The 21,112-nt window shown below is 72.5% G+C and carries 16 protein-coding genes; 10 read left to right on the plus strand and 6 right to left on the minus strand.

Annotation, left to right across the window (positions count from 1 at the left end; translation table 11 throughout):
• Positions 1-16: 16 nt before the first annotated feature.
• Complete coding sequence (locus ACFPM7_RS11780) at positions 17-1,273, minus strand: MFS transporter (RefSeq protein WP_378246962.1); 1,257 nt, start codon at positions 1,271-1,273, stop codon at positions 17-19.
• A gap of 108 nt (positions 1,274-1,381) precedes the next feature.
• On the opposite strand from ACFPM7_RS11780, the gene ACFPM7_RS11785 reads away from it, so the two are divergent.
• The 3 genes from ACFPM7_RS11785 to ACFPM7_RS11795 all read left to right on the plus strand — a co-directional run bounded on the left by ACFPM7_RS11785 (position 1,382) and on the right by ACFPM7_RS11795 (position 4,515).
• Positions 1,382-1,870: an ArsR/SmtB family transcription factor gene (locus ACFPM7_RS11785; protein WP_378247249.1), complete on the plus strand. Its 489-nt coding sequence runs from the start codon at positions 1,382-1,384 to the stop codon at positions 1,868-1,870.
• Positions 1,871-1,958: 88 nt separating this feature from the next.
• Positions 1,959-3,410: a GTPase HflX gene (hflX, locus tag ACFPM7_RS11790; protein WP_378246964.1), complete on the plus strand. Its 1,452-nt coding sequence runs from the start codon at positions 1,959-1,961 to the stop codon at positions 3,408-3,410.
• Between the two features lie 118 nt (positions 3,411-3,528).
• The gene (locus ACFPM7_RS11795; protein ID WP_378247251.1) at positions 3,529-4,515 is read left to right on the plus strand and encodes a hypothetical protein; all 987 of its coding nucleotides are present in this window, start codon (positions 3,529-3,531) and stop codon (positions 4,513-4,515) included.
• Positions 4,516-4,521: 6 nt separating this feature from the next.
• Here ACFPM7_RS11795 and lexA read toward each other — a convergent pair whose 3' ends face one another.
• Positions 4,522-5,256 carry a transcriptional repressor LexA gene (gene lexA / locus ACFPM7_RS11800; RefSeq protein WP_378246966.1) on the minus strand — a complete coding sequence of 245 codons (735 nt, stop codon included), beginning with the start codon at positions 5,254-5,256 and terminating at the stop codon, positions 4,522-4,524.
• Positions 5,257-5,439: 183 nt separating this feature from the next.
• Here lexA and ACFPM7_RS11805 point away from each other — a divergent pair, with 183 nt between their 5' ends.
• The 5 genes from ACFPM7_RS11805 to ACFPM7_RS11825 all read left to right on the plus strand — a co-directional run bounded on the left by ACFPM7_RS11805 (position 5,440) and on the right by ACFPM7_RS11825 (position 11,695).
• Positions 5,440-5,886 carry a LysM peptidoglycan-binding domain-containing protein gene (locus tag ACFPM7_RS11805; RefSeq protein WP_378246968.1) on the plus strand — a complete coding sequence of 149 codons (447 nt, stop codon included), beginning with the start codon at positions 5,440-5,442 and terminating at the stop codon, positions 5,884-5,886.
• Positions 5,887-6,301: 415 nt separating this feature from the next.
• Entirely contained in the window at positions 6,302-6,787 is a 486-nt protein-coding gene (gene nrdR, locus ACFPM7_RS11810) for a transcriptional regulator NrdR (RefSeq protein WP_378246970.1), read from the plus strand.
• An 88-nt stretch (positions 6,788-6,875) separates the two neighbouring features.
• Positions 6,876-9,677: a vitamin B12-dependent ribonucleotide reductase gene (locus ACFPM7_RS11815; protein WP_378246972.1), complete on the plus strand. Its 2,802-nt coding sequence runs from the start codon at positions 6,876-6,878 to the stop codon at positions 9,675-9,677.
• Positions 9,678-9,794: 117 nt separating this feature from the next.
• A complete protein-coding gene (locus tag ACFPM7_RS11820; protein ID WP_378246974.1) occupies positions 9,795-10,742 on the plus strand; it encodes a hypothetical protein in 948 nt (315 codons plus the stop codon).
• 26 nt (positions 10,743-10,768) lie between these two features.
• Complete coding sequence (locus ACFPM7_RS11825; RefSeq protein ID WP_378246976.1) at positions 10,769-11,695, plus strand: neutral zinc metallopeptidase; 927 nt, start codon at positions 10,769-10,771, stop codon at positions 11,693-11,695.
• Here ACFPM7_RS11825 and ACFPM7_RS11830 read toward each other — a convergent pair.
• The 4 genes from ACFPM7_RS11830 to ACFPM7_RS11845 all read right to left on the minus strand — a co-directional run bounded on the left by ACFPM7_RS11830 (position 11,688) and on the right by ACFPM7_RS11845 (position 18,609).
• Positions 11,688-12,719, minus strand: coding sequence for a DUF2293 domain-containing protein (locus tag ACFPM7_RS11830; protein WP_378246978.1), 1,032 nt, complete (start codon positions 12,717-12,719; stop codon positions 11,688-11,690). The two genes, ACFPM7_RS11825 and ACFPM7_RS11830, sit on opposite strands and share 8 nt — an antisense overlap.
• Positions 12,716-13,531: an SWIM zinc finger family protein gene (locus tag ACFPM7_RS11835; protein WP_378246980.1), complete on the minus strand. Its 816-nt coding sequence runs from the start codon at positions 13,529-13,531 to the stop codon at positions 12,716-12,718. Before ACFPM7_RS11835 ends, ACFPM7_RS11830 begins: the two co-directional genes overlap by 4 nt.
• Entirely contained in the window at positions 13,524-16,490 is a 2,967-nt protein-coding gene (locus ACFPM7_RS11840) for an SNF2-related protein (RefSeq protein WP_378246982.1), read from the minus strand. Before ACFPM7_RS11840 ends, ACFPM7_RS11835 begins: the two co-directional genes overlap by 8 nt.
• 112 nt (positions 16,491-16,602) lie before the next feature.
• Positions 16,603-18,609 (minus strand): prolyl oligopeptidase family serine peptidase, encoded by a 2,007-nt coding sequence (locus tag ACFPM7_RS11845; protein WP_378246984.1) that lies wholly within the window; start codon positions 18,607-18,609, stop codon positions 16,603-16,605.
• Between the two features lie 53 nt (positions 18,610-18,662).
• Here ACFPM7_RS11845 and ACFPM7_RS11850 point away from each other — a divergent pair, with 53 nt between their 5' ends.
• Together ACFPM7_RS11850 and ACFPM7_RS11855 are read left to right on the plus strand one after the other, a co-directional pair.
• Complete coding sequence (locus tag ACFPM7_RS11850; RefSeq protein ID WP_378246986.1) at positions 18,663-19,556, plus strand: LLM class flavin-dependent oxidoreductase; 894 nt, start codon at positions 18,663-18,665, stop codon at positions 19,554-19,556.
• A 73-nt stretch (positions 19,557-19,629) separates the two neighbouring features.
• Positions 19,630-21,099, plus strand: a complete 1,470-nt coding sequence (locus tag ACFPM7_RS11855) for an FG-GAP repeat domain-containing protein (protein ID WP_378246988.1) — start codon at positions 19,630-19,632, stop codon at positions 21,097-21,099.
• Positions 21,100-21,112 lie beyond the last annotated feature (13 nt).

Genomic DNA, 21,112 nt, shown 5'->3' on the forward strand with positions numbered 1-21,112 from the left:
TCGCCGTTCTCGCGGGCTAGCCCGCGACCTTGTCCGCGGGCTCGTCCTGCTGACCTGGCAGGTCGCGCAACGCGCGCAGCGGGGACAGCACCACCCAGAGCGCGGCGGCGGCCCACCCGATGACGGCCACCCACACCGTCTCGCGCACCCCGACCCACTCGCCGAGGACCCCGCCCAGCAGCCCGCCCAGCGGCAGCGTTCCCCACACGATGAACCGCACGCTGGCGTTCATCCGCCCCAGCAGCCGGTCCGGGCAGATGGTCTGCCGGAAGCTGACCTGCGCCACGTTGTAGACCACGCCCATCGCCTGCACCACGAGGAAGCCCGCCACCGCGACCACCAGCATCGGGCCCGGCTCGGCCAGCGGGAACAGCAGGCCGAACGGCGCGCTGACCACCGCGGCCACCCAGATCGTCCTGGCCTGGCCGAGGAGCCGCCCGATCCGGCCCGCCAGCAGCGCGCCGAGGATGCCGCCGACGCCCGCCAGCCCCACCACCAGGCCGACCGAGCCCTCGTTGAGCCCGATGTCGTTGACCAGGAACAGCACCATGACGGCCGCGTTCACGCCGTTGAACAGGTTCCAGGTGGCCGTGCAGCCCACGATCGAGCGCAGGTAGCGGTTGCCCAGCACGAACCGCAGGCCTTCCATGACCTCCACCCGCAGGTCGCGCGTCGCCGGGCGCGGCGGCTCCGGCTCGGCCGCGCTGATCCGGCTCAGGAAGAACGCCGAGGCGAGGTATCCGACGCCGGTGGTCACCAGCGCCGACGCCGCGCCGATCAGCTGGGCGAGGCCGCCGCCGAGCGCCGGGCCCGCGGTGAAGGCGACCGAGTGGCTGGCCTGGAGCTTCGCGTTGCCCTCGACCAGGAGTTCCCGGCCCACCAGCGAGGGCAGGTAGGACTGGTAGCCGACGTCGAAGAAGACCGTGCAGGCGCCGACCAGCAGCGCGACGACGACCAGGTGGCCGAAGGTCAGCGCGTCCAGCCACCAGGCCACCGGCACCGTGATGAGCAGCGCCGCCCGCGCCAGGTCCATCCTGATCATCATCGGTCTGCGCCGCATCCGGTCCACCCAGGCGCCCGCCGGTAGACCGATCAGCAGGAACGCCGCGTACTCCGCGGCCGTGAGCAGGCCCATCTCGAAGGCCGAGGCGTTGAGCAGCCCGACGGCCAGCAGCGGCAGCACGATCGTGCCGACGTTGGTCCCGAGCTGGGCAATCGTGTCGCCCACCCAGAGGCGCTTGAAGTCGGTGTGGTGACGCAGGGTGGCAGCCATGGCGGCCAGGATGGCCCAAGTGATTGGAAAGTGTCAATCACTTCGTGGTGGCACCGGGCGGCGGCACCTAGGATCACCTCCGTGAGCGAATCCCGACCAGCCCGGACGATGGCCACCGACGCGGAGGTCGCCGCCCTTGCCTCAGCCGTGCGGCTGCGGATCATCCGGCTGACCCACCAGCGCCCGCTGACCAACCGGGAGATCGCCACCCGCCTGGACCGCGACCCCGCCACGACGCTGCACCACGTGCGCAAACTGGTCGACACCGGATTCCTGGAGGCGCTGCCCGCCCGCCGGGGCAACCGGGGCGCCCGGGAGATCCCCTACCGCTCGACCGGTCGCTCGTGGACCCTGGACGACCCGGCGGAGGCGCACAGCCCCGTGGCCGAGGCGATACTGCAGGCATTCCTGGCCGAAGTCGCCGCCGTCGACTTCGCCGACCTGCGCCAGTCCCGATTGGTGGTGCAGGTCGACCAAGCGGGCCGCGACGAGCTGTCCAGGCGCATCGGAGAAGTGCTCGACGACTTCGCCTCGCGGCCCCTAGCTCCAGGTGAGCCGCGCACAGCGGTATACGTGTCCTTCTATCCGGGGGAATAATGCGGTCGTAATGGGCGTAGAACCGTGCGACCATGGAAAGACCGCCGGAACCGATCCGGCACCGACCGCGAAGGACGTGTTCACCCTAGTGACAGAGGAATTCATTCAGCCAGAAGACCGCCGCTTCCCGGATGTCCCGGCTGACCTCTCCCACGGTGAACTGGAGCTGGAGGAGCGGTCGTCGCTGCGCCGCGTGGCGGGCCTGTCCACCGAACTCCAGGACATCACCGAAGTCGAGTATCGGCAGCTCCGCCTGGAGCGGGTCGTGCTCGTCGGGGTGTGGACGGAGGGGACGGCGCTGGAGTCCGAGGCCTCGCTCGCCGAACTGGCCAGGCTGGCCGAGACGGCGGGTTCTGAGGTCCTCGAAGGGCTCGTGCAGCGGCGCGACAAGCCGGACTCGGCCACCTACATCGGCTCGGGCAAGGTCACCGAACTCGGCGAGATCGTCGTGGCGACCGGCGCCGACACCGTGATCTGCGACGGTGAGCTGTCCCCGTCGCAGCTGCAGCAGCTGGAGGCGCGGCTCAAGGTCAAGGTCATCGACCGCACAGCGCTGATCCTGGACATCTTTGCCCAGCACGCCCGCTCCAAGGAGGGCAAGACGCAGGTCGAGCTGGCGCAGCTGCAGTACCTGCTGCCCAGGCTGCGCGGCTGGGGCCAGACGCTGTCCCGGCAGGCCGGTGGCCGCGCGGGTGGCGCGGGCGGCGGTGTGGGTCTGCGCGGTCCCGGTGAGACCAAGCTGGAGACCGACCGCAGGCGCATCCACGCCCGGATCGCCAAGCTGCGCCGCGAGATCAAGGCCATGGGCACCGTCCGCGCCACCAAGCGCGGGCGCCGGGTCGCCAACGAGGTGCCCAGCGTGGCCATCGCCGGGTACACCAACGCGGGCAAGTCCAGCCTGCTCAACGCGCTGACCGGCGCGGGTGTGCTGGTCGAGGACGCGCTGTTCGCCACCCTCGACGCGACGACCCGCCGCGCCGAGACCCCGGACGGGCGCACCTACACGCTGACCGACACCGTCGGTTTCGTGCGGCACCTGCCGCACCAGCTGGTGGAGGCCTTCCGCACCACGCTCGACGAGGTGGCCGACGCCGACCTCATCGTGCACGTGGTCGACGGGTCCGACCCGATGCCGGAGTGGCAGATCAACGCCGTGCGCGAGGTGCTCGGCGACATCGGCAGCAAGCACGAGACGGCGATGCCGCCGGAGCTGGTGGTGGTCAACAAGACCGACGCCGCGGGCGACCTCGCGATGGCCCGGCTGCGGCACCTGATCCCGGGGGCGGTGTTCGTCTCGGCGCACACCGGCGCGGGGATCGAGGAGCTGCGCGAGCGCGTGGCCGAGCTGATCCCGCGCCCGGACAAGGAGTTGGACGTGCTCGTGCCCTACGAGCGCGGCGAGCTGTCCGCCCGCATCCACCGCGAGGGCACCGTGCTCTCCACCGAGCACACGGACGTGGGAACCCACCTGCGCGTCCGGGTGAAGCCCGACCTCGCGAGCGTGCTCGCGGCGTACACGGTGGACCGCACCCGCGCCTGACCTGGCATCGAAGGCCCCGGCTCCGGCCGGGGCCTTCGTCGTTTCCGCGTACGGTGGTGGCGACAGGGGAGGTACGACGGTGCTGGTGGCGGTGGCGGTGGCGCTCGCCGGGACGGTGATGGCGCCGGGTCAGCCGGTCGAGGCGTGCACGCTGGCCGACGAGCGGCTGGCCGAGGTCTCGGGGGCGGTCTCCGACGGCGAGCGCTGGTACGTCGTCAACGACGGCGGAACGCGGTCCACGGTGTACGTGCTCAACCGCTCGTGCGATGTGGAGGACGTGATCTCCGGGCCGTCGGACCCCTATGACGTGGAGGACCTGGCCCGCGCGCAGGACGGCACGCTGTGGCTGGCCGACATCGGCGACAACGACAAGAAGCGCAAGACGATCGCGCTGATCTCGCTCACCCCGGCGGGCAAGTCCACCGTGCACCGGCTGACCTACCCGGACGGCGCGCGCGACGCCGAGGCGCTGCTGCTCTCCCGCGACGGTGTGCCGCACGTGGTCACCAAGAACCCGTTCGGCACCGCCGACATCTACCGGCCCCAGGGCGAGCTGGCCAGCCCGGGACCGACGCCGCTGGAGCACGTCGGCTCGCTGACCCTGCGCCCCACCGACACCACCGGGGGACCGGTGCCGAGCGCGGTCGGCTCGGTGCTGGTGACCGGCGGCGCGGTGAGTCCTGATGGGACTGTCGTCGTGCTGCGCACCTACACCGACGCCTACGTCTACCCCGCCCGGGACGGCGACGTCGTCGCGGCGCTGGGCAACGAGCCCGTGCGCGTGCCGCTGCCGAACGAGGCGCAGGGTGAGGCGATCGCGATCGAGCCGGACGGCACGCTGGTCTCGATGTCGGAGGGCGTCGGCTCACCGGTCCGCACGGTCTCCGGTGTCGAAGCGCCCGAACCCCAGCCGGCTGAGGGGACCAGCTCGGCGGAGACCAGCGCTGAGCCGACCCCCGAGGCGCCCGCGAGCGGGGACGAACCGAGGGCGGCGCCGGCGACCGAGGACAACGGCCTGGCCACCATTCCCGCCATCGGCGTGACGGCCGTGGTGGTGGGCCTGCTGCTGCTGGTCATGCACCGCCGCTCGACCAGGAGGGCCTAGGGACTTCTAGAGGCGCCGCAGCACCGCCACGACCTTGCCGAGGATGGTCGCCTCGTCGCCCGGGATGGGCTCGTAGGCGTCGTTCTGCGGCAGCAGCCAGGCGTGGCCGTCGCGGCGCTTGAAGGTCTTCACCGTGGCCTCGCCGTCGATCATGGCGGCGACGATGTCGCCGTTCTCGGCGGCGGGCTGCTGGCGCACGACGACCCAGTCGTCGTTGGCGATCGCGGCGTTGATCATCGAGTCGCCCGCGACCTTGAGCATGAACAGCGAGCCCTCGCCGACCAGCTCCTTGGGCAGCGGGAAGACCTCTTCCACGGCCTGCTCGGCCAGGATCGGGCCACCGGCGGCGATGCGGCCGACCATCGGGACGTAGGTCGGGGCCGGGCCGCGCTCGGCCTCCACCGGGGTCTCGCCTGCGAGCTGGGCGGCGGAGGCGTCGGCGGGCAGGACGCCGATCGCGCGCGGCCGGTTCGGGTCGCGGCGCAGGTAGCCCTTCTCCTCCAGCGCGCGCAGCTGGTAGGCCACCGAGGACGTGGAGGTCAGGCCGACGGCCTCGCCGATCTCGCGGACGCTGGGCGGGTAGCCGAAGCGCTGGACCCAGGACCTGATGACCTCAAGCACCTGGCGCTGGCGAAGCGGAAGCTCAGCGCCGTCGGAATCGGGCTCGGGGAACTTGCGCACCGCGCCGCGCGCCGTGGGCTTGCGCTTCGGGGTGCCGGTGCGACCGTTCGTGCCTGCCACTGCGCTGTCCTCCTCCTGCTGCCGGTCACCCGGCGATCATGTCCGGTCTCGACGGTAGTCCGATGACCTGCGGAGATCAAACACCTGTTCGAGCGACACGCCGCGCAAGTCTGGAAATTGTCGGTGCCTGGTGGTACACATTCGCACGGACGTTCGATCGAACGGCAGTTCGAGGAGGTTGCCATGGCGGCGATGCTGACCACCGGTTCTCCGGCCAGGAGCGATGCCCCGGCGCGGCACGTCGCGCCCGCGCGGCGGGTGGGGCTGGGGCGCCCGAGGCCGCCGACCCGGCGCCGCCCGGTCGGCGCCCCGCGCGTCGTCGCCGCGCCCGACTGCGGGCCGCGCCGCTCGTCGATGCCGGTGGCGCTGCTCGTCGCGGTGGCGCTCACGGTCGCCGCCCTGGTCTACGGCTTCGGCGCCTTCGCCGGGTCGATGGCCGAGTCGACCGTTCCCGAGACGACGGCGGTGGCCAGGGTCGGAGTGGGTGAGTCGCTGTCCGATGTGGCCGTGCGCATGGCGCCGGGCAGCGATGTGTCCGCTGTGGTCGAGCGCATCATCGAGTTGAACGGCCTGTCCGAGACGGTCGTCTACGCCGGCCAGCCCCTGACGGTCCCTTCGGCGCGCGGCTGACCGGTTCATCGGATGTCCACCGCGGCGTAGGCCGCTTGTTAGCTGAATCACACCATCTGGTGCTGTAGTGCCCGCTCCGGCGTGTCGCGCCGTCGAGCTTCCGTGTGGCCGACGCCCGGCATGGATAGCGGTCGGTGTGCGTTGTATGAAGTGTCCGCCGACGCAGGACTTGTGACTAAAAGTGACGGCCCGGCAACGGGTCTCACGTTATCAATTCGATACATTCTCTCTCGTGGGACACGGCACGCCCTAAGTTGCTCCATCTTCGGTGTGTGGCTACGGTCTACCACTAGATCTAGTGGTTACATCGGTGTAGTTATCCACAGGTTGTCCACCGAAGAAGAAGCGCTGTCCACATCTCGATCACCAAGAGTGGTCGTTCCCGGCAGGGCTTGTTTGTGCTGGGAGGGTTCGGATGCGCTGCCCGTTCTGCCGTCATCCCGATTCGCGGGTCGTTGACTCCCGGGAAGTCGACGAGGGCCAGGTCATCCGCAGGCGCCGCTCGTGCGCGGAGTGCAGCAGGCGGTTCACCACCGTCGAGGAAGCCGTGCTCGCCGTGGTCAAGCGCTCCGGGGTCACCGAGCCGTTCAGCCGGGAGAAGGTCGTCCGCGGTGTGCGGCGGGCCTGCCAGGGCAGGCCGGTGGACGAGGACCAGCTCCAGGTGCTGGCCCAGAAGGTGGAGGAGACGATCCGCGCGACGGGCCCGGCGGAGGTGCCGAGCCACGAGGTGGGCCTGGCCATCCTCGGACCGCTGCGCGAACTCGACGAGGTCGCCTACCTGAGGTTCGCCTCGGTGTACCGGTCGTTCTCGTCGGTGGAGGACTTCGAGAAGGAGATCGCCGACCTGCGCGCCGTGATGCTGCGCCAGGCAGGCGGGGAAGACGAAGCCCGAGGTGAGTAGGCGGCGACGCCCCCAGACCCGGGCACACAAGCAGACCAGGCCGCATCGGACGGGGAGCCCGGACGTGGCCGCACACGAGGGAGTTGTCATGACGGAGACCGTGGGGACGCCTGCGGAGACGACCACACCGGCGCGCGGGATGCGCCTGGAGCGGGTCTTCACCACCGAGGGCGTCCACCCCTACGACGAGGTGACCTGGGAGCACCGCGACGTCGTCATGACGAACTGGCGCGACGGCTCGGTCAACTTCGAGCAGCGCGGCGTCGAGTTCCCCGACTTCTGGTCGGTCAACGCCACCAACATCGTCACCAGCAAGTACTTCCGCGGCGCCGTCGGCACCCCCGTCCGCGAGCACTCGCTGCGCCAGCTGATCGACCGCGTCGTCAAGTCCTACACCGCCGCGGGCGACAAGCACGGCTACTTCGCCACGCCCGCCGACTCCGAGGTCTTCGAGCACGAGCTGACCTGGATGCTGATGCACCAGGTGTTCAGCTTCAACTCGCCGGTCTGGTTCAACGTCGGCACCAGTTCCCCACAGCAGGTCAGCGCCTGCTTCATCCTGGCCGTCGACGACACGATGGACTCGATCCTCAACTGGTACAAGGAAGAGGGCCTGATCTTCAAGGGCGGCTCGGGCGCGGGCCTGAACCTCTCCCGCATCCGATCCTCCAAGGAGCTGCTGTCCTCCGGCGGCACCGCGTCCGGCCCGGTGTCGTTCATGCGCGGCGCGGACGCCTCCGCGGGCACCATCAAGTCCGGCGGCGCCACCCGGCGCGCGGCGAAGATGGTCGTCCTCGACGTCGACCACCCCGACGTCGAGGAGTTCATCGAGACCAAGGCCCGCGAGGAGGAGAAGATCCGCGTCCTGCGCGACGCGGGCTTCGACATGGACCTCGGCGGCTCCGACATCACCTCGGTGCAGTACCAGAACGCCAACAACTCCATCCGCGTCTCCGATGAGTTCATGAACGCCGTCGAGCAGGGCGGCCAGTTCGGGCTGCGCTCGCGCACCACCGGCGAGACGATCGAGAAGATCGACGCCAAGGGCCTCTTCGGCAAGCTCGCCAAGGCCGCGTGGGAGTGCGCCGACCCGGGCATCCAGTACGACGACGTCATCAACGACTGGCACACCTGCCCCGAGTCCGGCCGGATCACCGCGTCGAACCCGTGCAGCGAGTACATGCACCTGGACAACTCCAGCTGCAACCTCGCGTCGCTGAACCTGATGAAGTTCCTGACCGACGAGGGCACCTTCGCCGCGGAGAAGTTCGTCAAGGCCGTCGAGTTCGTCATCACCGCGATGGACATCTCGATCTGCTTCGCCGACTTCCCGACCGAGCCCATCGGCGACACCACCCGCAAGTTCCGCCAGCTGGGCATCGGCTACGCCAACATCGGCGCCCTGCTGATGGCCACCGGCCACGCCTACGACTCCGACGGCGGGCGCGCGCTGGCGGCGGCGATCACCTCGCTGATGACCGGCACCGCCTACCGCCGCTCCGCCGAGCTGGCGGGCGTCGTCGGCCCGTACGAGGGCTACGCCCGCAACGCCGACGCGCACCAGCGGGTCATGCGCAAGCACGCCGCGGCCAACGACCTCGTGCGCACCTACCACCGCGACGACGCCGCGGTGCACCGCGTCGCGACCCGGGAGTGGCAGGCCGCGCTGGAGGTCGGCGCCCGCAACGGCTGGCGCAACGCGCAGGCCAGCGTGCTCGCCCCCACCGGCACCATCGGCCTGATGATGGACTGCGACACCACCGGCATCGAGCCCGACCTGGCGCTGGTCAAGTTCAAGAAGCTGGTCGGCGGCGGCTCCATGCAGATCGTCAACCAGACCGTGCCGCGCGCGCTGTCCGCGCTGGGCTACCAGGCCGAGCAGGTCGAGGCGATCGTGGAGTTCATCGCCGAGCACGGCCACGTCGTGGACGCGCCCGGCCTGCGCACCGAGCACTACGAGGTGTTCGACTGCGCCATGGGCGAGCGCTCGATCGCGCCCATGGGCCACGTGCGGATGATGGCCGCGGTGCAGCCGTTCATCTCCGGCGCGATCTCCAAGACCGTCAACATGCCGGAGTCGGCGACGGTGGAGGAGGTGCAGGAGATCTACTTCCAGGGCTGGAAGCTGGGCCTCAAGGCGCTGGCGATCTACCGCGACAACTGCAAGGTCGGCCAGCCGCTCTCGGCGGGCAAGGGCGCCAAGTCCACGGCCGCCGCCGAGCCGGAGAAGGTCGTCGAGTACCGCCCGGTCCGCAAGCGCCTGCCGAAGAAGCGCCCGTCGCAGACGGTGTCCTTCACCGTCGGCGGCGCCGAGGGCTACCTGCACGCGGGCTCCTACCCCGACGACGGCCTCGGCGAGATCTTCGTCAAGCTGGGCAAGCAGGGCTCCACCCTGGCGGGCGTCATGGACGCCTTCTCGATGTCGATCTCGGTGGGCCTGCAGTACGGCATCCCGCTGGAGTTCTACGTCTCGAAGTTCCAGAACCTGCGCTTCGAGCCCGCGGGCATGACCGACGACCCCGACGTCCGCATCGCCACCAGCGTCCTGGACTACCTGTTCCGCAGGCTGGCCCTGGACTACCTGCCCTACGAGAAGCGCGCCCAGCTCGGCATCTTCACCGCCTCCGAGCGCACCGCCCAGGTCGCCTCCGACTACAGCGGACAGTCCGATGTGGATCTTGAGGGCCTGCGCACGTCGGTCGACGCGACCCCGGTCGCCGAGATCGAGTCCCCGAAGGGCCAGGAGGCGCACAGCTCCACCGAACTCCTGGAGCTGCACCTCGGCAAGGTCGCCGACGCCCCGCTGTGCATGACCTGCGGCACGAAGATGCGCCCCGCGGGCTCCTGCTACCTGTGCGAGGGCTGCGGCTCGACCTCCGGGTGCAGCTAGCCGTCCTGTGGTGAGGGGGAGCCGGTCATCCGACCGGCTCCCCTTTCCTTGTCCGCGGGCCGCGATGTCTGGCACCATGCCGCGCATGGACCAGCGAATCGAGTTCCCCGCCGCCTGATGGGCGCCGCCGCCGGTGAGTCCGGCATCCCGCTGTACGACCATGCGATGCGCCTGCACCTGGCGTCCCCCGACGCCCCGTTCCACCGTGATGGGTGTCCGCTGCCGGACCTCGCCGACCACCCCAGGAGCCGTGACAGGAGCCGTGACAGGTCGTCGGCCGCACCCGCGGTGGTGGCCGCGTACTTCGCCGACCCCTCCGCGCGGCCCGCCGGCGTGGTCGGAGCCCTCCACACCGCCGGGTGGCACCCGGACAGTGGGGAGGGCATCGCCGCCGTGGTCGGTCGCGCCGATCCGGCTCGCGCCCGGCGCACGGGTCGGTGGCTCGTCCGGCACAGCGCGGACCGGTGCGCGGTCTCCGTCGGCCTGGCGGTGCTGGGCACGGTCGCGAAGCCCGCGGACGTGCCGCTGATCCAGACCATCGGCCTGCTGTCGCACCACTTCGGCCCCGGAGCGGTCCGCGCCCTGGTGCGGCTGGACCCGCACGCGCTGCTGTGGCTGGCCGACCGGGTCGGCGGGTGGGGGAGGGTCCACGCCGTCGAGGCCCTGTGCGCGCTCGCCGACGACCCGGTGATCCGCCGGTGGCTGCGACGACGGGCGGTGGTCGGGGACCATCTCGGCCGCTACTACGCGGGGACCGTCGCGGTCGCGGCGGCACTGCACGAGGTCGCCGACGACCCGGACCTCGCCGACCACCTCGGGACGGTCCTGGCCACCATGGCCGAGGCGGAGAACATGGGCGCCACCCTCGATCGATACGAGCACGCCGTGCCGGTGCTGCGCGCCCATCTGCGCCAGCTCGCCCACCGGGAACTGACCCGCGCCCGATTCGACACCGCCTCGGTGATCGCCGCTCATCTGGCCGCTGGGGGAACGCGGTGGCCGGGGGACCTGGCGGAGGGGTACGCCGCTGTGCTCGCGCGCGGGACGGGCGTTTCCCGGCTGTAGCATCGCCGGTGGACGTGGGGGTGGAGATGAGCGAGCCGGGCGGGTGGGGCGGGATGCCGCCCGTGCAGACCGCGCACATCGGGCAGCCCGTGGAGAAGAACCGGCCGATCGTGCTGGTCACGATCTTCGCGGCGGTGATCGTCGGGGTGCTGGCGATCGCCGTGGTGGGGCGGGGGACGTCGGTGGGGTTCGGCACCGTGGTCGAGGGGGTCGCGGTGGCGGTGGGGGGCCAGGTGGTGCCCGAGGAGGGTCAGGCCAGGGCCACGCTCGACACCAACGCCCGCAACCGGCTCATGCAGGAGGCCACGCCGCTGGGCGAGGTGGCCTGCGAGCTGCCCGAGCTGGCGACCGACGCGACCGCGCTCGCGGGCTACTACCGGGACGCGATCGAGTGCCTGGACCAGGCCTGGGCGGGGCCGCTGGAGGCGGCGGGCAAGCCGGTGCGCACCCCGGAGCTGACGGTGGACGACTCCCCGAGCGGCGAGTGCGGCTTCGCGCCGGACGAGGACGAGGCCGTGGCGTTCTACTGCGCCGAGGACGAGGTCATCTCGATGCCCAGGAGCAGGCTGGTCGCCGACGCGGGCGACGAGCCCGCCCTGCACCTTGCCGTCCTGGCGCACGAGTACGGCCACCACGTGCAGGCGCTGGCAGGCATCCTCAGCACCTCCGACCGGCGGGAGCGGCGCGCGGACGAGTCCGAGTCGCTGGAGCTCTCACGCCGGGTCGAGCTGCAGGCCAACTGCTTCGCGGGGCTGTTCCTGGCGGCCGCGGCGAACCGGGGCGACATCGACGGGGACCTGGCGGAACTGGCCGTCGAGGGCTTCTCGTTGGTGGACGACTCCGACAGCCACGGCAGCGCCGACAACCAGCTGTTCTGGGCCCAGGCGGGATACCAGGGCGCCTCCGCGGCCGACTGCGACACGTGGTCGGCGCCGCGGTCGGCGATCAGCTAGTGCCCCGCCAGCGGGAGAGGACCACCTCGACGGTGTCGCGGATGCGTTCGCGGGCCACGGCGCGGGGGACGCCCGCCATGAGCATGGCGTCGTAGTCGGTCTCCTCGTGGCGGATGGCGGCGACCACGGCGAGGGTGACGGCGTGCTCGTCCAAGGCCTTGCCCGCGGCTGACCTGCCCACCCGGCCGCTGCTGCGGACGACGGCGTGCTCGGCGATGGCGTGGGCGCGCTCGGCGGGCAGTCCGGGGAAGAGTTCGGCGACCCGGGCGGCGAAGGCCGCGGTGAGGGCGACGTCGGCCAGGTCGCGGCGGGCCCGGTCGCGCAGCCTGCGGCGCTCGCGGGCGTCTTCGTCGGCCAGGCACTGGACCTCGGCGGTTTCCAGGGCGGCGCGTTCTACCAGGGTGCCGCAGCGGATGAAGCGCTTGCGGGGCTTGTGCCAGGTCATGACGATCGCGGCGAGACCGCTGGCCGCGCGGGCCCTGCGGGTGAGGGCGGCGTCGCCGGAGGGCAGGAAGACCAGGTGGTCCATGTCCGCGCAGGTGAGGCAGACCGGCTGGTCGTCTTCGGTGAAGTGGTAGTCGCCGCTCTCGCGGCACAGCGCGCAGTGCCAGCGCTTGTCGGCCTTGTGCGCCACCGGGTCGGGCACCGCGTTCGCGCGGGCCTCGATGCGGGCGCGGCGGGCGGGGGTCAGCGACGGATCGGTCCAGTGGGTGCGGAACGGGGTGTCGTCGTCGGCGAAGCGCAGCGCGCCCGCGCCGAGCGTGGCCGCGGCGTAGTCCACCAGCGACGGCTCCAGGCCGCGCCCGCGGGCCCAGTCGCGCAGCAGGTCGAGGGCCTCGGCGAGGCGGGCGGGCGGCACCGCGGCGACCGCGTCCAGCCGCGGCACCTTGCCGTGGCGCCACGCGTCGACCGTGCGCGTGGAGAGCCAGCCGATGCCCACCAGCACCTCGACGGGGGCGACTGTTCCCTTGCGCCGCACCAGTTCCTCGGCGACCGTGCGCACCCGGGTCGACAGCGCGCTCACCGCTCCTCCGCGAACGCTCGGTAGGCGGGCCGCAGGTACTCGGTGAGCGGACGCCCGCGCAGCAGCACCGGCAGCGGGTCGAGCCGGTCGAGGACCGCGCCGGGCGCGGTGGGCGCGGGCGGCTGCGCGGCGGGCACGACCGGGCCCGCGGCCCAGAACGCCGCCGGGTCATCGGGCAGCGGGTCGGTCTCCGGCTCGGCGGGCGGGGCCTGGCCGCGGCGCGAGCGCAGGGCGTCGAGCAGCTCGTCGCGGGCGCGGCCGCGCCAGGCCAGGATCTCGAACGGGTCGGTGTCGAAGGACTCGGCGAGCAGGTAGCAGGTGGCCGCGAGGTGCTTGCACGGGACTTCCCAGTCCGGGCAGGAGCACTCCATCGACAGCTCGGCGAAGCTGGTCGGGAACAGCCGCAGGCCGACGGACTCGAAGACCTCCTCGATGCCGGTCGGCATCTCGCCCGCCAGCAGCTTCGCCAGGTACAGCGCCTGACCCGCAAGCGCTTGCTCGACCGTGCGCCACTGCTCGGCGGTGAACGCCTTGAGTCCGATCCGCACCCGGTAGGGAGCCGGGCGCGAACCCTGCACCGTCGCCACGACGATGCTCGGCGACAGCGCCATGCTGACCACCTGCCCCTGCCGGGCGTAGCGCTTGCCGCGCTCCAGCCGCCCGCCGAGGCCGAGCCCCTCCAGCACCTCGATGAACCGCCGCGACCACCACGTGCGCGCGATGTCGCCGCGCAGGCTGCGCGCGCGCAGCCCGTTCTCCACTTTGATCAGCCGCGCGGGCGGGCCGTCCCGCCACCACTCGTCCTCACTCACCGACGGCCTCCGCGGACAGGGACACGACCTCGCGCAGGTCCGCTGTGGACAGTTCGGTCAGCCAGTCCTCGCCGGCCCCGACGGCGAGCTTGGCCAACGCCTTCTTGCGCTCGATCATCGCGTCGACCTTCTCCTCCAGCGTGCCGATGCACATCAGCTTGCGCACCTGCACGTCCTTGCGCTGCCCGATGCGGAACGCGCGGTCGGTCGCTTGGTCCTCCACCGCCGGGTTCCACCACCGGTCCAGGTGGATCACGTGGTTGGCCGCGGTCAGCGTCAGGCCGGTGCCGCCCGCCTTGAGCGACAGCAGGAAGATCGAGGGCCCCTCGCCGGACTGGAAGCGCTCGACCATCGCGTCGCGGCGCGCCTTCGGGGTGCCGCCGTGCAGGAACAGCACCTCGGTGTCGAAGCGGGCGGCCAGGTGCGGCACGAGCATCCCGCCGAACGCGGCGAACTGGGTGAACACCAGCGCGCGGTCGCCGTCGGCCAGCACCTCCTCCAGGGTCTCCTCCAGCCGGGCGAGCTTGCCGGAGCGGCCCGCGATGCGCGAGCCGTCGCCGAGGAACTGGGCGGGGTGGTTGCAGACCTGCTTGAGCCTGGTGATCGTGGAGAGCACCAAACCCTTGCGCTGCACGCCTTCGGACTCCTCGACCTTGCCCATCATGTCGTCGACGACGGCCTGGTAGAGGGAAGCCTGCTCGGCGGTGAGGTTGCACAGCTGCTTCATCTCGACCTTGTCGGGCAGGTCGCTGATGATGGTCGGGTCGGTCTTGACCCGGCGCAGCACGAACGGGCCGGTGACCCGGCGAAGGCGGGTCGCGGCGTCCTCGTCGCCGTAGCGCTCGATCGGCACGGCGAAGCGGGCGCGGAAGCGGTGCACCGAGCCGAGCAGACCGGGGTTGGCGAAGTCCATGATGGACCAGAGCTCGGCGAGGCGGTTCTCCACCGGCGTGCCCGTCAGCGCGATGCGGTGGCGGGCGGGCACGGCGCGCGCCGCCCGCGACTGCCGCGACGCGCTGTTCTTGATGTTCTGGGCCTCGTCCAGCACGACCCTGTCCCACTCGACCTCGGTGAACTTGGCGTTGTCGCGGGCGAGCAGGTTGTAGGTGGTGATCACGATGTCGGCCTCGGCGTCGGCGAGCCTGCCGCGGTCGGCGCCGTGGTGGACGTGCACGCGCAGGTCGGGGGCGAACCTCTCGGCCTCGCGCTGCCAGTTGCCGACCAGCGACATCGGGCACACCAGCAGCGTCGGCGGGCGCGGGCCGTCGGCGCGGGCCATGGCCTCCAGCGCCAGCAGCTGCACCGTCTTGCCCAGGCCCATGTCGTCGGCGAGGCAGGCGCCCATGCCGAGCCGGTCGAGGAACGCCATCCAGGCCAGGCCGCGCTGCTGGTAGGGGCGCAGGTCGGCGCCGAAGCCGGGCGGGGCCTTGACCGGCTCCAGGCGCGACTCGACGCGCCCGTTGAGCAGGTCGGCCAGCCACCCGTCGCCGTCGATGCCGACGACCGGGGCGGGCAGCAGCGGGTCGTCGGCGGGCAGGGCGGCCAGCGTCATGATGGTGGCGACCGACGTGCTGCCCTCGGCCTGGTGCCGCAGGAACTCCAGGCCCGCGGCCAGCCTGCGCTGGTCGAGGTGCACCCAGCGACCGCGCACCCGCACCAGCGGCACCTTCGCCTTGGCGAGCGCGTCCAGCTCGGCGGCGGTGAGCGTCGCGTCGCCGACGGCCATGTCCCAGCGGTACTCGACCAGCTCGTCGCGGCCCATCGCGCTCTGCCCGGACACCACGCCGGGCTGGCCGGGCTGGCTGGTCGTCAGCCTGAGCCCGACCTGCGCGGCCTCGGTCTGCCACCAGGACGGCAGCAGCACCCCGAACCCGGCCTGGTCCAGCTCGGCGGCGCGGGTCAGGAAGGCGTGCGCGCCCGCGGTGTCGACGGTGAGCCCGGTGGGGTGCGTGCCGCGCAGCGCCCGGTCGACCTCCGGGACGATCCGGCCCGCCCGGCCCAGCTCGGCCAGCAGCAGGTCGGCGGGCTGGGGCACCCACCGCCGCAGCACGTTCTCCGCGCCGTCCCACACCTGCCGGGCGGACACCAGCACGCTCGGGTCGTCGGCGGCCTGGAGCAGGAACTCCACCGCCCAGTCGTCGCCGCGCTCGTCCTCGGGGGAGCGCAGCCGGAAGCAGGCCCGCACGGGTCCGTCGTGCGAGGCGCTGGCCCGCCAGCTGTCGAGCGCGCCGGCCAGCCGCTCGGTGGGCAGGCTCGGCGTGCCGAGGACGGGGTCGCCGGTGAGGCTTTCCAACAGCGCGTGCACCGCGACGGCGGCGTCGGGCACCAGCCCGCCGGGAGCGAGGTCGAGCTCGCCCAGGCGTTCGCGGGCGATGGCGTCGACGAGGGTGTTGAGCACGGCGGTGAGAACGGCGGGCGCGGGTGTCCCGTCGGCGCGCACGGCGGGCGGCATCGACTCCCGCAACCGCGCCAGCCGCGCCGAGTCGGCCCCGGTCGGGGCGGGCCGCCAGCGCGCGGCGCCGGTGGCGGTGATCGCGGGCAGCACCCGGCCCCGGCTGACCAGGTCCTCGGCCAGCTCGCGGACGGCGCAGAGGTAGCGCGCGCCGCTGCCGAGGCGCACGTCCTCCGGCTCGGGCACGGTCGCGGTGGTGGCCAGGCCACTGACCAGCCACGGCCGCAGCTTCACTGTTCCTCGCGGCTGACCGTGACCCGCGAGGGGATCGCGCACCAGCTCGGGGGAGGGGACCGGCGCGGAGGGGTACGACGGCAGCAGCGCTCGCACCGACACCTCCTCGCCGCTGACCCCCAGCCGCTCCGCGAGTTCACCTCCGGGAACCGCGAAGGGGTGCGGGGCGGCCTGGCGACCGGCCTTCCCAGGCCGCCGATCAGGGCGTGCGGCGTCCTCGGCCCACAGCACGATCCGGCCATCGGCCGTCCCGATGCAGTGCAACGCCAACACGCCGATGACTGTAACCAACGCCCCCGACAGGCCGCGTCGAGCATCCAGCCCGGCGTGCGCGGGACATGGGTCGCTCGACCGCCACCGGCGGTCGAGCGACCCGTTCCCCGCCCTAATCCGCCAGCGACCGCAGCAGGAACTCCCACGCCAGCGCCGCCATGAACGCGCGCTGCTTGTTGTCAGCCGCCGCTCCGTGCCCGCCCTCGATGTTCTCGTAGTACCAAGGCGCGTGCCCCTGCTCCACCATCCGGGCCGCCATCTTCCGCGCGTGCCCCGGGTGCACCCGGTCATCGCGCGTCGAGGTCTCGAACAGCACCGGCGGGTACGTCCGTCCACTCTGGACAAGATGGTATGGCGAGTAGTGCCGCAGGTACTCCCAGTCCGCGGGCTCGTCCGGGTCGCCCCACTCGGCCATCCACGACGCCCCGGCCAGCAGGATGTGGTAGCGGCGCATGTCCAGCAGCGGGACCTGGCACACGACGGCCCCGAACAGCTCCGGGTACCGCGTCAGCATCACCCCCGCGAGCAGGCCGCCGTTGCTGCCGCCCTGCATGCCGAGCTGCGCGGCCGTGGTCACCCCCCGTGCGACGAGGTCCTTGGCCACCGACGAGAAGTCCTCGTACGCGCGCATCCGCTTGTCGCGCAGCGCCGCCCGGTGCCACGCGGGCCCGTACTCGCCGCCGCCGCGGATGTTGGCCACCACGTACGTCCCGCCCCGAGCCAGCCACGCCCGGCCCATCGACGCGCTGTAGCCCGGCGTCAGGGCGATCTCGAAGCCGCCGTACCCGTAGAGCAGCGTCGGGCCCGGCGTCCCGTCGCCCACCACGAAGTACGGCACCTTCGTCCCGTCGTCCGACGTCGCGAAGTGCTGGGACACCGTCAGCCCCGAGGTGTCGAACAGCGCGGGCGCCTGCTTCACCACGGCCGCGTCGCCGCCGACGACCCCGTAGACGAGTGTCGTCGGCTGAAGGTAGCCGCTGGACTCCAGGAAGTACTCGTCCGAGCTGTCCGGGTCCGTGTCGACGATGTGCGCCGAGCCGACCTCCGGCGCGCCCGGCAGCTCGGCGCGCTCCCAGGTGCCCGGGGTCAGCACCTCAAGGCGGCTCTTGACGTCCTGCAGCTCACTGAGCACCAGGTAGTTCTTGGTCCACGACCACCCCTGCAGCGAGGTGTGCGCGTCGGGCTCGAAGACCATGGTGATCTCGCGGCCGCCCGCCATGTAGGCGTCGAAGTCGGCGAGCAGCAGCGAGCCCGCGGGATAGGTCGTGCCGCCGACCGTCCAGTCGGTGCGGGGGTGGATCAGCAGCCACTCCCGGTGCACCGACGTCGACGCGTCGTCGGGGACCTCGATGCGGGACAGCTCGCCGCCGGGGCCGAGCAGGAACTCCTCGCTGGTGAAGAAGTCCGGGGAGCGGCCGACGAAGTCGCGCTCGAAGCCGGGGGTGTGGTCGCGGTAGGCGAAGGCGGAGACGTCCTCCGGCTTGCCCTCGAAGACCGTGACGGCCTCGGTCACCGGGGTGCCGCGCGTCCAGCGCTTCATCACCCTGGCGTAGCCGGAGGTGGTCAGCGACCCCTCGCCGAAGTCGGTGCCGACGTAGATGGTGTCGGCGTCGATCCAGCCCACCCGGGTCTTGGCCTCGGGCAAGGTGAATCCGCCGTCGACGAACGCGCGCGTGCGCAGGTCGAACTCGCGGACCTCGGTGGCGTCCGCGCCGCCGCGCGACAGCTCCACCAGCGCCAGGTGGTAGTCCGGGCGCAGGACGGCCGCGCCCTTCCACACCCAGTTCTCGTCCTCGGCCCTGCCCAGGGCGTCGATGTCGAGCAGCACGTCCCACTCGGGGGAATCGGTGCGGAAGGACTCCAGGGTGGTGCGCCGCCACACGCCGCGCGGGTTGGCCGCGTCCTGCCAGAAGTTGTAGAGGAAGTCCCCACGCCTGCGCGGGTACGGGACGCGGTCGTCGGCGTCCAGCACCTCCAGGATCTCCCGCTCCAGGTCGGTGAAGCGCTCGCCTCCGGTCAGCTCGGCCGTGGTCTCGGCGTTGCGCTCGCGGACCCAGCCCAGGGCGTCGGCGTCGGTCACGCCCTCGAGCCACTGGAAGGGGTCGTCCAGGTTCGTCATGGTCGCCAGTCTGCCACCGGCGCGCTGACCAGCGCGGAGGTAACGTGGCGGGCGTGCTGATCGGATTCGCCGCGCCGGTGTCCGGCTCGTGGGCAACGCCCGAGACCATCGACAGGGTCGCCACCCGGGCCGAGGAACTGGGCTACGCCTCCTTGTGGACCTTCCAGCGGCTGCTCTCCCCGCCCGACGGGTCCTGGGGCGAGACGTACCGCAGCGTCCTGGACCCCGTCTCGACCGTGGCCTACCTCGCCGCGCGCACGTCGCGGGTCCGGCTGGGCATCGCGGTGCTCAACCTGCCGTTCTTCGCCCCGCCGCTGCTGGCCAAGCAGCTCGGCACGCTCGACGTGCTCAGCGGCGGCCGGGTCGACGCGGGCGTGGGGATCGGCTGGGCCGACGAGGAGTACGTCGCCGTCGGCGCCGACCGCAGGGCCAGGGGCAGGCGCGCGGACGAGTACCTGCCGCTGCTGCGCCGCTTCTGGACCGACGACGTGGTCGAGCACGACGGCGAGTTCTACCGCGTCCCGCCCACCACGATGGCCCCGCGCCCCGTGCGCGCGGGCGGTCCGCCGCTGCTGCTCGGCGGCACCGCCGAGCCCGCGCTGCGCAGGGCGGGCAGGCTGGCCGACGGCTGGGTGAGCAGCAGCCGCGCCGACCTCACCGAACTCGGCGCCTCGATCGGCGTCGTCCGCGCCGCCGCCGAGGACGCCGGACGCGACCCGGCCGCGCTGCGCTTCGTGTGCCGGGGCGTGGTGCGGGTGGGGGAGCGGGACAAGCCGCTGACCGGCTCGGTCGAGCAGATCCGCGGCGACTTCGCCGACCTCGCCGGGCAGGGCGTGACCGAGGTGTTCGTCGACCTCAACTTCGACCCGTCGATCGGCTCGCCGGACGCCGATCCCGCCGAATCGCTGCGCCGCGCCGAGGACGTCCTCGCCGGTCTCGCTCCGTGACCACCCGTTCGGTCTAGAAACAACGCTCCGTGCCCGCCCGACTCCTCCCGGGAGTCACCAGGGAGGAGCGCCGATGCGCAGGGGTTGGGTTCTGGCGCTGTCCGGGCTCGCGGTGTTCGCCGCCGTCGGGCCGTCCGCGTCGGCGGCGCCGCCACCCGCGCGGTTCGCGGCGGCGTCGGAGCACACCACCGGCAGCAACCCCTTCCGAGTGGCCGTCGGCGACCTCGACGGCGACCGCGACCTCGACGCGGTGACCGCCGACGCCAGCGCGGGCACCGTGTCGGTGCTGCTCAACGCCGGTTCCGGCATGGCGCCCGCGGTGTCCTACCCGGCGGGCACGGGCCTCTCCGACGTCGCCGTGGCCGACCTGACCGGCGACGGCCGCCCGGACGTCGCGGTCACCGACAACGTGCGCGGGCTCGTCGTCGTGCTGCCCGGTGCGGGCAACGGCACGCTGGGCCAGAAGCGCGAGCACGCGGCCGGGCCGATCCCGCAGGCCATCGCCGTCGGCGACGTCACCGGCGACGGCCGGGCCGACGTGGTCACCGCCAACACCGGCGCGGCCACCGTCTCGGTGCTGGCCGGGCGCGCCGACGGCACCCTGGCCCCGCCGGTCCACCACGCCGTCGCGGGTGCGGCGTTCGGCGTGGTGATCGCGCAGGTGAACGCCGACCAGGTGCCCGACATCGTCGCGGCCAACGTCAGCGCCAACGCGGTGTCGGTCCTGCGCGGCACGGGCGGCGGCGGGTTCGCCGCGTTCACCACCGCGGCCGTCGGCGCCCAGCCCTTCGCCATCGCCGCGGCCGACCTCGACGGCGACAGCCGCACCGACCTGATCACCGCCGACGCGGCCGCGGGCACGGTGTCGGTGCTGCGCGGGCGCGGCGACGGGACGTTCACCGCGCGCACCGCCCACCAGGTCGGGCAGTCGCCGCGCGGCCTGGCCACCGGCGACCTCAACGCCGACGGCCACACCGACGTCGTCGTCGCCAACGCGGTCACCGGCACGGTCACCGCCCTGCTCGGCGCGGGCGACGGCACCCTCTCCGGCCGCACCGACCTGGCCGCCGGGGCGGGCGCGCAGGGCGTGCGCGTCGGCGACCTGACCGGCGACGGCACCCCTGACGTCCTGGTCGCCAACGCCTTCGCCAACCACGTCTCGATGCTGCGCAACACCAGCGAGGTCCGCGCCGACCTGCGCGTGGCCATGACGGCGAACTCGCTCACCTTCACGATCACCGCGACCGCCGACGGCGGCTTCACCTCGGCCAGGCTGCGGCTGAGCTATCCGTCGTTCCTGCGCTCCCCGGTCGCCTCCGGCTGCGCGGTCGACACCGGCGCGCGCACCGTGACCTGCGACATCGCCGCCATCCCGCACGGCACGACCGCCACCCGCACCGTCCGGCTCTCCTCGGCCCTGCTGGGCTCGGGCACCGGCGCGGTCACCGTCACCAGGACGACCTCGGCCCCCGCCGACGCCAACCCGGCCAACGACACCGCCTCGATCACCTGCCGCGCCCTGCTGGGCGGGGTGAGCTGCTAGGCCGTGTTTCCGA

Source organism: Actinokineospora guangxiensis (genome assembly GCF_042657845.1).
Classification (GTDB): Bacteria; Actinomycetota; Actinomycetes; order Mycobacteriales; family Pseudonocardiaceae; genus Actinokineospora; species Actinokineospora guangxiensis.